This is a genomic window from Methylobacterium nonmethylotrophicum (assembly GCF_004745635.1).
Taxonomy (GTDB): Bacteria; Pseudomonadota; Alphaproteobacteria; order Rhizobiales; family Beijerinckiaceae; genus Methylobacterium; species Methylobacterium nonmethylotrophicum.
In genome coordinates this window covers 305,557-317,402 of sequence record NZ_SRLB01000005.1, presented here as the reverse complement: position 1 = coordinate 317,402, position 11,846 = coordinate 305,557, and the positions used below count along the sequence as shown (strand labels likewise).

The following is an 11,846-nucleotide window of genomic DNA, read 5'->3' as shown; positions in this document are numbered from 1 at the left end:
CTCTGTGCCTTGCGACCAACCTCAGGAAGCGCCCGGACCGGGCCCCGCCGAGGCTCCGTTGCCGGTCAGGTGGATCGCCAGTTCCGGCAGCAGCGCGACCGGCGCCCCTGCTCTCGCGAGCCCGGCCGCGACCGCCAGGGCCCGCTCCCGCCGGGATCCGAACAACGGCTGACCGACCGTCCCCAGGAGGCTCTCCAACCGGTGCAGCACCCGCTGCGCCGGATCCTCCTTGCCGGGCAGCAGGTCGCCCCACGCCCGCAGGCGCTCCAGCGCCCGCCGTTCGGGCGCGGCGCCTCCCAGCAGCGCGTCGAGCCGCCGCTCCTGGGTTGCGTCGAGCGCGCGCGGGCGCCAGGGCTTCGGCGCCCGTCCATACGCCCAGGCGCCCGCCGCGCTGCGCCGGCGCCGCTCGGCCGCCCTGGCCAGCAGCCGGTTGTCGGCATCGGGAAGATAGAAGGCCAGCGCGCCCAGCCACTCGGACAGGCGGCCTCTCGCGTCGAGCCGCTCGGCCGCGAACGGCCCGGCCGGCGGGTCCGGGCCGGCCGACGGGTCCGGGTTGTCCGGATCCCCGTCCAGGATGCCGTCGGTGAAGAGCGCGGCGATGGCGGCGAGGCGGTCCTGCAGGTGGTGCCGCTCGCTCGCCCGCCACCGCTCGCCGGCGATCTGGGCGTAGGGCGATCCGACGGCGAGGAGCCGGACCATGAGGTCTCGCCCGCGGCCGGCCAGCGCGCGGGGCGGTCCGCCCTCGCGCTCGGCCTGCGCGATCAGCGTCTCCGCGAGCGCGGCCGTGTCGGGCGGCAGCTTGGCCTCGCGTTGCACCAGGTCGAGCTTGCGGGAGAGCAGGCGGGGGAAATCGGCCTGCCTGCGCGCGTCATCCGTCCAGACGGACCAGATGGCCGCCTCCTCCGTCTGCGGCGCCTCGGCCCCCGCGGCCAGCAGCAGGAAGGCGAGCGGACCGCCGAACGTCCGCTCCCGGCTGTGCGGGACGAGCCGGGCCAGCCGCGCGGCCTCGTCCCGGTGGCGTGCGAGCCAGATCCGGACGGCGTCGGGTGTGAACTCGGCCCGAAGCTGCATCTGGGCCAGTGCATGCGAATCGACGGGGGGGAGGGGCCAGGAGGGCGCGGCCTGGTCCCTCCTGCGCAGCAGCCGGCGCGCCCGCGCCCAGTCGCCGATGCGCCAGAAGGCCTCGATCAGCACGTCGGCCTCCGACGACAGCGGGTCGACGGTCTCCTCCGCGACGGTGCGGCTGGCCAGCCCGGCCGCTTCCGACACCTCGCCCTGATCGAGGAGCGAGCGGAGCTCGGAGGCGGCGCGCAGGGTCGATCCCGCGGTCGGGGCGGCCTTCGTCCCGGCCCGCCCGAAGCTGCTGCGCCCGCCGCGGGCGAGAAGCACGGCGTCGCGCGGGCGCTGGCCGAGGTCGGCCAGCATCGCGTCGTCGAACTGCTCGGCCACGGCAGGGTCGATCGGCGGCAGGCGCCCTCCGGACCGGACGGCCTGGAGCCGGTGATAGAGCGCTTCGCGCGGCGCCCACGGCTCCGGCAGACGGTCGAACCAGGCGGCGGCGAGCCGGTTGAGCCGCCTGGCCCGCACGGGATCGGCCGCGAGCTGCAGGGGCAGCATCACCTCGCGCAGATCGGAGCGGTGGGAGACCCATCCTCCGGCCTCCTCGACCAGCCAGGCGTGCCGCCGGAGCTCGTCGAGGAGTTCGGCCGCGCGGGGCTCCGTCATCGGGCCCAGGCCGAGTTCGGGCGCGAGCACCTCGCGGATCAGCCCCGCATTGAGCCGGCGGAGCAGCAGCCCGGGATGGGCGATGGCGCGCAGCTCCGGATCGCTCAGGCGCGACAGGACGAGGCGATAGAGCTGGCCCGCGACGATCCGCTCCGAGGCGTGACCCGCCAGACCGCTCTCGTCGAGCGCTCCCGGGCCGGCCTCCGCGACGAGGCGGGCCCCGAGCCGCAGCACGAGCGGGTTGCCGCGCGCCAGCGCGAGCAGGGCCGGACGGGCCGGGGAGGGGACGTCCAGCCGCTGGACGAGGTCCGACGCCGACCGCTCGTCCAGGCCGGTCAGCGGAGGCAGCGCCTCGACCCGGTCGCGGATCAGCGCCGGGACATCGCCGCGCCCGGCTGCCAGGATCGCCAGCGGAACGACGCCGGCGTCACGGCACGCGCCGAGGAACTCGAACACGGCGAGCGGGTGCGAGTCGCCGCGCGCCGCGAGCACCTCGACGGTGTCCAGGATGACGAGGACGGGACGACCGCTCGCCTGCACGAGGCGGCCGACCTCCTGGAGAAGGGCGGTCGGCGGGGTTCGACGCTCCGCCTTGACCAGGCCCGATTGTGCGCCCGCGGCCTTGAGGCGCGCCTCGCGCAGCGGCGCGGCCCGCGCCCCGAGAGCCACGGAGAGCTGGCGCGCGGTCTCGAGGGAGAGGCCGACGACGTCCAGTCCGTCCAGGCTCGGCCGATCGAAGTCCAGCGACACGACCAGGGGCGCGTCCGGCTTGAGGCGGCGGACGGTTTCGGCCAGGATCGTGGACTTGCCCACCCCGCCGACGCCGCCGATGAAGAGCGCCTGCGGCCCGCCCGTCCAGGCCGCCCGGCAATGGGCCAGGATCCGGGCGAGCTCCGGTTCCCGCCCGACGATGCCGTGCCGGAGCAGCGGATCGGGCCGCTGCTCCTCGGCCGCCGAGGCGGCAAGCTGGAGCGCCGGAAGCCGGTCGGCCGCCGGCGCGGCCGGCCCGGCCAGGGCCAGGGTCGACGCGGCGCGCTGGAGCGCTCCGGCATCGGCCGCGACCGCGCCGACGAGGCGGGCGATGCTGTCCTCGGCGTAGACGTCCCGCCCGGCCAGGGCGTGGCAGAGATCGGCGGCGTCGGTGTAGTCCGGTTGCGTCTCGCGTTCGGCGAGCGCCTGATCCAGCGCGCCCGCTTCCTTGAGCGCCTGAAGGATGCGCGCGCGCGCCGGCGGCCTGAGGCGCCAGCGGCCATCGGCCTGGTCGGTGTCCGACTCGACCGAGAGCGCTCCGGCCACCGAGAGCCGGTCGGACAGGCCTGACACGCCGGCGATCTCCAGGGCCTTTTCCGGATCGTAGCTCACCGACAGGGCCGCGAAGCGACGTGCGCGGTCGACCCGGCCGTCGATCCCGCCGGGCGTCGTGCCCGGCCCCGCTCTCTCGGGCTGACCAGGACCGCCGGACATCATGGTCCTCCCTCGAACCAGGGGCGCACCTGGTCGACCAGCGCGGCGCTCACGCGCGGCAACTCGGCCGTGGAGAAGGTATTGCGTGCCGGCAGGCCTTCAAGCGTCACCGCGAGGGCCTGCGCGATCTCGCCCCCGGACCTCGCCCGCCCCGAGGCCTCGGCCGCGCGGCTGAGCGTCGCCCGGACTTGCTCTCTGGTAAACTCGCCGAACCATTCGGTGAGGAAGCTGCCCGGTCCCTGATCGGGCTGGCGGGCGGCCGCGGCCAGGCCGAGTTCGCTGCCCGGCGTGCCGAGGGTTTCCAGGCCGATCAGCACGACGCGCAAGCTGGGCCACGGCAGGATCGCCGCCGTCAGGGCTTCCAACGCCTCCCGGGCGGCTCCGAGAGCCTCGACGGGCTGGTCGAACACGATCCAGCGGATGACGCGGTCCGCCTCGGCCCTCGCGTGGAGCGCGCGCGCCAGGCGCTCCGCCCGCGCGCCGACAGCACCCGCCCGGCCGGTCTCGCCGGCGCGCGCGCCGTCGAGACCCGTCTCCGCCGCCGCCGCGTCGAGCCACTTGGCCCGCCTCGCCCAGGCTTCGACGTCGTCCAGCAGGTCGAAGGTCGGACCCAACGGGGTGGGCCAGTCGTAGGAGAGAAGCCGGTGCTGGCCGGCATTGCGGGCGACGAGCGCCCGCAGGATCTGGAACGTGAAGCCGAGACCGGTATCCGGGCCCTCGGGCCGCAGGCGCCGGACGCGCAGTCCCCGCCACCGGGTCCGCGGCTTCACCAGGTGGGTGAAGGCCTCGAACAGGTCGTCGCGCCCGATGACCGGGGGTCCGGACGGATCGCCCGTCAGCGACCACAGGAAGGGCGGCGCACGATCCTCCGCGACGCAGGCGCGAATCCGGTCGACGAAGCGCGACAGGGGCACGAGCCTGCGCTGGGGCGGCCATTGGCCCTGGTGGATTCCGATGAGGTCGAACCGGTTGTTGAAGCACGCGCCGCCGGACGAGCCGGGCGCGGTCACGACGTCGTGTCGCCAGCGCGCATCGGGGTCGGTGATCGCCTCCAGCCTGCCGGACCCGATCCCGTGATCCGCGCCGTCCGGGAAATGCCAGACGAAGATCGTGCCGCCGACCGATCCGGGCCAGATGGCGGCCGGCAGGGGCACGTTGGCGTAGCGCGAACCGGCCGGACGCGTGAGGCGGAGCAGGGCGAAGTCGTCCTCGTTGCCGTAGTGAGGGCTCCCGTTGGGCGCCTGCGCGGACAGGTCGTGCGGCGATACGGACGCGAAGACGGGCGGCTTGGGCGCGACGAACTCCCTCAACCCGTCCTGGAATTCGACCTCGACATCCTCGAATTCGAGGATGGCCGGATTCGTCGTCAGCACATGCGCGGCCGTCAGGACCAGGCTGGGCCCGAGGAGGCAGCCGCTTCCCTCGAACTTTCCGTTGCGGCGGATGCGGCAGCGGGCGCTCACCAGGAACCCGAAATGGAAGGCGGCGCGCGCGGAGTCGAGGTGGGTGTCCTCGACATCGTCCGTCACCGGGGGCGGCAGGCGCCGTGCGCCGAGCGCCGCCGCGAAGGCCTGAAGCTTGCCCGCCTGCTCGATCCAGGCGAGCAGCTGTCCGGGCAAGCTCTCGCGGGAGGCGTGAAGCACCAGGCGGAAGGCGGCCAGGGTCAGGTTGGGATCGACCGCGACGCGAAGCGCTTCGTCCACGTCTGAGGGGGAGCCCTCGATCGCCTCTCTCAGCGCTTCTTGATTCAAGGATCGGCCTATCGTTCAGAGAGAGATCCTCAAATAAGAATAGCTTTTGGTCCAAGGCCGCACAAGTGCGAAAAGCTGCGGCTGGGAAGAGCGAACGCTAAGAGTGCCGGATCCCTCAGTTTGGATGGAAATATCGCCGTCACGCAAGCATTGCGACGATTAAATCGTCGAGATTGCGTAGGGCGACCGCAAAGACAAGGCCTGTGGCGATATCCAAAATAATTGGATTTATTATCAATTTGATTTGCTGAAGGGCAGTGGGGCTGAAGTTGTAATTTTAAATTATGCAGTCGACGAATCCGCGGGTTACAGTGCGTCGCATTGTGGAGCGTGTCACCAGTCGAGCACCGCCTGTTCGCCGATTGGAGAACCGCTTGGTGTCGTGTCAGGCCCGCCAAGCGCCGGCCCGGTCTGCCCCGTCACGCCGCGTCGGGTCGGCCGTTCCGTCGATCGCCGCCGCCTGGCGAGGAACTGCGTCCGCCGCCCGTGGCCCGTCTCACGGATGGCCGCCAGCCGACGACGGCGCAGATCACCGGCTGATCGCGTCGGGAGCATGATCCGCTCCGGCTCCGCCGGGTTTCGTGCGGCTTCTCGGATCAGCCGGACGGCATTGCCGCGGTTGATCTCAGCCTGGTCGGAGCGGGCGGCCTCCTGCACCGCGCGGTGCTGCGACAGCCGCATCGTTTACGGCCGCGCCACGCGCTCCCGACCGGCTTCCGTCATGAACCCCGAGCGCAGGCCGTCGACCCGCAGGACAGGGCGCCGGTTCGTTAACCCAACGACAATCATATCGGACCATCCTCGGGTTGAGTTATGCCTCACCGGAGCGGCATCGTGCCTCGTTCGCGCCTCGACAACATGCGCATCCTCGGGAAGGCCTCGATCCCGGTCGGCCTGCTGCTGGTGATGCTGGCCGGCCTGTGCGGCTTCGCCCTGTCGCGCATGAGCCTCATTGCCCAGACCTACCAGGACGTGCTCGGCCGCGAGGTGGCGGCGGGGCGGGCGGCTTCCGAGGTCCAGCTCGAGCTGGCGCGCTACGGGGCGGTCGTGAACCGGATCGTCTCGGAAAGCTCGATGACCGAGCTCGACGCCCTCGAGAAGGAGACCAAGGCGATCGCCGCCGCGCTGCCGGTCCGGCTCGACCGGCTCAAGAGCCTGATGCCCGAGGCGGGGGGCGGCGCGGACCGGGTCCTCGCCCAGTTCAACCAGGCGTTCGAGGCCACCGACGACGTCATCACCAAGACCTTCGGCAGCCAGCAGGACCAGGCCCTCAAGGTCGGCCGCGAGCGCGTCGATCCGGCGCTCGTCGCGGCGCGGCGCACCCTCACCGAGATCGAGTCGAACGCCGAGGCGATGACGCGGCAGGCGAGCGAGACCGCGGCGGCGGCGGGCGAGAGCGCCCGGGTCACCACGGTCGTGGTCGCGAGCGCGTCCTGCGCCGTGGCGCTCGTCCTCGCCTGGCTGATCCTGCAGCGCGGCGTCGCCGGGCCGGTCGTCGCCATGGCGCGCACCATGGAGCGACTCGCCGCCGGCGACACCGCGGTGGCGGTCACCGGCACGCAGCGGCGCGACGAGGTCGGCCGGATGGCGCAGGCTGTCCAGGTGTTCAAGGACAACCTGATCCGCAGCCGCGCGCTGGAGGAGGAGGCGGCCCTGTCGCGCGCCTCGACGGAGGAGCAGCGCCGGGCCGGCATGCGCCAGATGGCCCACGCCTTCGAGCAGGCCGTCGGCGGCATCGTCGGCCGGGTCGCCGCCTCCGCCGCCGAACTGCAGGCCACGGCCCGGACCATGACGGCGACGGCCACCCAGACGGCCGGACAATCCGCGACGGCAGCCGCCGCCGCCGACGAGGCGGCGAGCAATGTCGGCACGGTCGCGGCCGCGGCCGAGGAGCTCGGCGCCTCGGTGGCCGAGATCGGCCGCCAGGTCGACGGCTCGGCCGAGCTCGCCCGGTCTGCCGTAACGGAAGCCGACCGGACCGGCACCCTGGTGCAGGAGCTGAGCAGCGCGGTCTCGCGCATCGGCGACGTGGTCGGGCTGATCTCGTCGATCGCCGGCCAGACCAACCTGCTCGCGCTCAACGCCACCATCGAGGCGGCGCGCGCCGGGGCGGCCGGCCGCGGCTTCGCGGTCGTGGCCGCCGAGGTCAAGGAACTGGCCGGCCAGACCGCCAAGGCGACCGAGGAGATCACCGCCCAGATCGGGCGCATCCAGGGCTCGACGGAGCAGGCGGTCGGGGCGATCGGGGCGATCGGCGGACGCATCCGCGAGATCTCGGCCGTCGCCACCTCGATCGCTGCGGCAGTGGAGGAGCAGGGCGCCGCCACGCAGGAGATCGTCCGCAACGTCTCGCAGGCCGCGGCCGGGACGGGCGCGGTGACGGCGAACATCGCCGGCGTCGCCGGCGCCGCGGAGGAGACGGGCGCCGCCGCCTCGCAGGTTCTGGCCTCGGCGTCCGAGCTGTCGCGGCAATCCGAGACCCTGACGGCGGAGGTCGGCCGGTTCCTCGAGACCGTACGGGCGGCTTGATGGGGGACGCATACCATCGGTCAATTGAAAATGACCTTTGGTTCCGTTCTCGACTTTTCGATGCCAAGCCAGAGGCTTGGCATCGAAAAGTCGAGATGACTCGACGGCCTGATGCGTCGGCACCTTAGGCCGTTGGCATCAATCCCTCGGGGCGTACCGCCCCGGCGACCTGCGCCACGGCCTCGGCGCAGGCCCGCATCGCCGCCAGCACCGTCCCGGGGGCGAGCGCCTCGAAGCGGTATTTCGGCAGGCTGACGCTGATGCAGCCGAGGACGCGGCCTCCCGCCCCGCGCAGGGCCTGCCCGTAGCAGCAGATGTCGAGCTCGTTCTCCTGCAGGTCGAGGGAATGGCCGCGCTGGCGCGTCTCGGCGATCTCGCGGCGCAGGCGCGCGGGATCGGTGATGCTGTGGGGCGTGTGCGCCGGCCGCTCCATCCGGTCGAGCAGCGGCTCCAGCTCGTGCTCCGGCAGGGTCGCCAGCCACGCCTTGCCGACCGCGCTGGTGTGCAGCGACACCCTTGTGCCGATGCGCGAGGCCATGCGGACGGTGCGGTGGCTCTCGAGCTTGTCGATGTAGACCATCTCGCCGAAATCCGGCACCGCGAGGTGCACCGTCTCGTCGAGGCTGTCGCGCAGGCGCAGCAGCGGCTCCCGCGCCGCCTGGCGCAGGAGCGAGCCGTCCCAGGACCGGAAGGCCAGGCTGACGAGGCGGGGCCCGAGGTGCAGGGCCCCGTCCTCCTCGGTGAGCAGGCCCTCCGCCACCAGGGCGGCGGCGATGCGGTGCACGGTCGGCCGCGGCAACGCCGTCGCGCGGACGAGGCGGGCGATGCTCGGCCCCTGGTGCGCCTCGCCCTGCGCGTCTGCCACCGCCTGGAGCACCCGCATGAACTTGCCGAAGGCGGCCGTGCCCGGAACCTCGGGGCGCGAGGTCGCCCCGGTCCCGGGAGGTGACGCCGCGTCGGAGCCCATCAGGCGACGAGGTAGCCGCCGTCGACCGGCAGCACCACCCCGGTCACGAAGGCGGCGGCCGGGCTCACCAGGAAGGTCACCGCCGCCGCGACGTCGGCGGGCGTGCCCCAGCGCCCGAGCGGCGTGCGGGCGAGGATCGGGCCCGCCCGGGCGGGGTCGTCCTGCAATGCCTGGGTCAGGGGCGTGGCGATCCAGCCCGGCGCCACGGCGTTCACCCGGATGCCATCGGCGGCGTACGCGATGGCGAGCGACTTCGTCAGCTGCGCCACCCCGCCCTTGCTGGCGCTGTAGCCCGGCACCAGGCCGCCGCCGAAGAACGACAGCATCGAGGCGGTGTTGACGATCGTGCCGCCGGTCTCCGCCAGACGCGGCCGCGCCGCGGCGCAGACCCGCATCGTGCCGGTGAGGTTCACCGCCAGCACCTCCTCGAACACCTCGGGGCGGTGCTCGTCGCCGCGGCGGATGACGCCCGCGCAATTGACCACGATGTCGAGCCGTGGGCAGGCCTGGACGAGGGCCGCCACCGCGGCGCCGTCGGTGACGTCGAGCTCGTGCGCGGTGAGCGCGAGGTCGGCCGGGATCCCGGACGAGGCCGCGCCGATCCCGGCCGCCAGCACCCGGGCGCCGAGGCGGGCCAGCGCCTCGGCGATGCCGGCGCCGATCCCGGAGGTGCCGCCGGTGACGAGGGCGGTCTTGCCGGTGAGCAGGTCGGGGGCGAAGGTCATGCCGGGCGCTCCGTCGGGATCAGGCTCTCGCTGCCCTCGAGGGGCTTGCGCACGAGGGCGATGTAGGCGACCGCCGCCAGCACCGCGACGGCCGCGGCGGCGAGCAGCGCGTCGACGTAGGAGCCGGTGCCCTGGACGACGTAGCCGGTGATCACCGGCGCGAACGAGCCGGCGAAGTAGCCGCCGAAGTTCTGGATGCTGCCGAGGGAGGCGACCTGGCGCTTGGGCACCGCGACGCTCACCATCATCCAGGCGGCGGCGCTCGCCATGTTGATGAAGAACATCGCCAGGCAGATATAGACCACCGCGAGCGTCACGCTCGGGGTATAGGCCGCCGGCACCGTGAAGATGCCGCCGCCGAGGAGCCCGATGCAGACCGGCCACTTGCGGCTGGCGACGATGCCGGCGCCGCGGGCGAGCAGCCGGTCGGCGGCCTGTCCGGCGCAGAGCATGCCGAGCGTGCCGAAGACGTAGGGGATCGCCACCACCCAGCCGGTGCGGGCGACGCTGAGGCCCCGCTCGTGCTCGAGGTAGGAGGGCAGCCAGGTCAGGTAGAGCCAGACCATGTAGATGACGCCCATGAAGCCGAGGATCATGCCCCAGGTCGTGGCGTGGCCGAACAGGCCGCGCCACTCCGCGAAGGTCATGCGCCGGGCCGGCGGCTCGGGCGCCGCGCCCTCGTCGAGATGGGCGGTCTCCTCCGGCGTCAGCGTCACCTCGGCGCGGTTGCGGTAGACCAGGTACCAGCCGACCGCGACCACGATGCCGACGAGGCCGGTGGCGACGAACATCCAGCGCCAGCCGAGGAGCACCATCAGGGCGGTCAGCAGCGGCGGGGCGATGCACGGCCCGATGCAGGACGAGGCGATGAAGATGCCGGTCGGCGTGCCGCGCTCGCGAAGTGAGAACCACTCGCTGACCGTCTTGGCGCCGGCGGGGAATTGCGGCGCCTCGCCGAGGCCGAGGATCGCCCGCGCCAGCACGAATTGCCGGAAGCTGCCGACGAAGCCGGAGACGAGCTGCGCCAGCGACCAGAAGAACATCCCGGCCCCGAGCATGATCCGGGAGCCGAGCCGGTCGAGGAGCGCGCCCACCGGCAGCTGCGAGAACGCGTAGGCGAGCGAGAAGGCGGACAGCAGCCAGCCCATCTCGGCCGGCGTGAGCGCCATCTCGTCCCGGATCGCCGTGTTGGCGATCGAGAGCGCCGAGCGGTCGACGTAGTTGATGATGCCCGCCGCCGTCAGGAACGCGACGGCGATCCACTGGATGCGGCGCAGGCGTTGCGACTTGTCCAATGACACAGGGTTACGCATTTGGCCGGACGGCATGCGCTCCGGTCCTCCCACTCTGTTCGACTTTGAGATGCAATTCGCGGACGATCAGCGGATGAACTGGTCGACGTAATCCCGGCCCAGCCCCACCGCCTCGTAATGCGCCCGGCACATGTCGACCTTGGTGAAGACGTCCTCGTAGCCGGTGTGCCGGCCCCACGGGTCGACGTAGTACATGCAGCCGTTGACCTGGAAGTAAGTGATCATCTCCTCCACGCCCTCGTCGACCACGAGGGTGTGGGTCTCGCCCGGCGGCTCGAACGCGTAGGCGCCCTCGCTCGCCACCCAGTCGTGCTCGAGGTAGCGCCACGAGCCCTTGAGCACGAAGGCGTGGACCGGGCCGGGATGGCGGTGGCGGCTGAGGATGCCGGACTTCCGGACCTTGAGCAGGTTCATCCAGTAGCCGGCGGAGATGTTCAGGCAGAGCGGCCGGAACCAGACGTTGTCGGCCTGCGGCACCCAGATCCGGTCGTCCTGCGGAATCGCCGGCGCGACCACGAGGTCGGGCCGGATCTCCGCCGGCTGCGGCCGCTGGTAGGGCATCCGCCGCAGCGCGTCGGCGTCGAGCCCGGCGGCGGGGTAGGCGGTCGTGGCAGCGTCCATGATGTCCCTCCCGTTGTCCATATCGTGGACGAACCGTCCGTAATATGGATGTTCGGTGAGGCGAGGCGCGCTGTCAAACGGCGCAGGCCGCATGGCAGCGTTGCAGTCTTCAGAGCCTGCTAAGCAGCCTTGCGTTGGCAGGCCAACGCTTCGTCCGCTTAGGTTTTTGGTTTTGCCGCAGGCTATTGTCGCCGAACCGACGGCCAGTTTTTGCGAAACGTGCCCAGCCGGCATGAGACGCCGGAGGGGCGACGATGCGGGACGGCAGCGATTGCCGCGCACGATGAGGAGCCCCATCTGGGCGTGGCCGGGACGGCCCGGCCGGCCTTCACCCATCGCGTCGCAGGATGCGTGGCGGAATGCTCGGGCGAGAACCTCGCGAAGCGGGGCCGCGAACCCGCAGGGACGGCCCTGCCTGCGACAGGAAAACCCGTGGCCTGGATTCTCCTCCTCCTCGCCGGCCTGCTCGAGATCGGCTGGGCGATCGGCCTCAAATACACCGAGGGCTTCACCCGGCCGCTGCCCTCGCTGGTGACCGGCCTCAGCATGGTGGCGAGCGTCGGGCTGCTGGGCCTCGCCCTGCGGTCGCTGCCGGTCGGCACCGCCTACGCGGTGTGGACCGGGATCGGCACCGTCGGCACGGCGCTCCTCGGCATCGCGCTGTTCGGCGAGCCCGCCACGGCCGCGCGCCTCGCCTGCATCGGCCTGATCGTCCTCGGCATCCTCGGGCTCAAGCTCGTCGCGTGACGGC

Annotated in this window: 9 protein-coding genes; 2 read left to right on the top strand and 7 right to left on the bottom strand. The window is 72.5% G+C overall.

Going from position 1 to position 11,846, the window contains the following annotated elements; translation table 11 throughout:
- Positions 1 to 21: 21 nt before the first annotated feature.
- From EU555_RS08350 to EU555_RS08340, 3 genes are all read right to left on the bottom strand, one after another.
- Positions 22 to 3,192: an ATP-binding protein gene (locus tag EU555_RS08350; protein ID WP_135414206.1), complete on the bottom strand. Its 3,171-nt coding sequence runs from the start codon at positions 3,190 to 3,192 to the stop codon at positions 22 to 24.
- The gene (locus tag EU555_RS08345) at positions 3,189 to 4,892 is read right to left on the bottom strand and encodes a S1 family peptidase (protein ID WP_167858490.1); all 1,704 of its coding nucleotides are present in this window, start codon (positions 4,890 to 4,892) and stop codon (positions 3,189 to 3,191) included. The genes EU555_RS08350 and EU555_RS08345 overlap by 4 nt, the downstream gene beginning before the upstream one ends.
- A gap of 381 nt (positions 4,893 to 5,273) precedes the next feature.
- Positions 5,274 to 5,621: a hypothetical protein gene (locus tag EU555_RS08340; protein ID WP_135414204.1), complete on the bottom strand. Its 348-nt coding sequence runs from the start codon at positions 5,619 to 5,621 to the stop codon at positions 5,274 to 5,276.
- Positions 5,622 to 5,774: 153 nt separating this feature from the next.
- Here EU555_RS08340 and EU555_RS08335 point away from each other — a divergent pair, with 153 nt between their 5' ends.
- Positions 5,775 to 7,469 (top strand): methyl-accepting chemotaxis protein, encoded by a 1,695-nt coding sequence (locus EU555_RS08335; RefSeq protein WP_425375095.1) that lies wholly within the window; start codon positions 5,775 to 5,777, stop codon positions 7,467 to 7,469.
- 124 nt (positions 7,470 to 7,593) lie between these two features.
- Here EU555_RS08335 and EU555_RS08330 read toward each other — a convergent pair whose 3' ends face one another.
- The 4 genes from EU555_RS08330 to EU555_RS08315 all read right to left on the bottom strand — a co-directional run bounded on the left by EU555_RS08330 (position 7,594) and on the right by EU555_RS08315 (position 11,095).
- Positions 7,594 to 8,436 (bottom strand): IclR family transcriptional regulator, encoded by an 843-nt coding sequence (locus tag EU555_RS08330; RefSeq protein WP_135414202.1) that lies wholly within the window; start codon positions 8,434 to 8,436, stop codon positions 7,594 to 7,596.
- Positions 8,436 to 9,161, bottom strand: a complete 726-nt coding sequence (locus EU555_RS08325; RefSeq protein ID WP_135414201.1) for an SDR family NAD(P)-dependent oxidoreductase — start codon at positions 9,159 to 9,161, stop codon at positions 8,436 to 8,438. The genes EU555_RS08330 and EU555_RS08325 overlap by 1 nt, the downstream gene beginning before the upstream one ends.
- Entirely contained in the window at positions 9,158 to 10,456 is a 1,299-nt protein-coding gene (locus EU555_RS08320) for an MFS transporter (RefSeq protein ID WP_425375094.1), read from the bottom strand. Before EU555_RS08320 ends, EU555_RS08325 begins: the two co-directional genes overlap by 4 nt.
- Positions 10,457 to 10,540: 84 nt before the next feature.
- Positions 10,541 to 11,095, bottom strand: coding sequence for a 2,4'-dihydroxyacetophenone dioxygenase family protein (locus EU555_RS08315; protein ID WP_135414200.1), 555 nt, complete (start codon positions 11,093 to 11,095; stop codon positions 10,541 to 10,543).
- Between the two features lie 432 nt (positions 11,096 to 11,527).
- Here EU555_RS08315 and sugE point away from each other — a divergent pair, with 432 nt between their 5' ends.
- Positions 11,528 to 11,842 carry a quaternary ammonium compound efflux SMR transporter SugE gene (sugE, locus tag EU555_RS08310; RefSeq protein WP_135414199.1) on the top strand — a complete coding sequence of 105 codons (315 nt, stop codon included), beginning with the start codon at positions 11,528 to 11,530 and terminating at the stop codon, positions 11,840 to 11,842.
- The last annotated feature ends 4 nt before the right edge of the window (positions 11,843 to 11,846 follow it).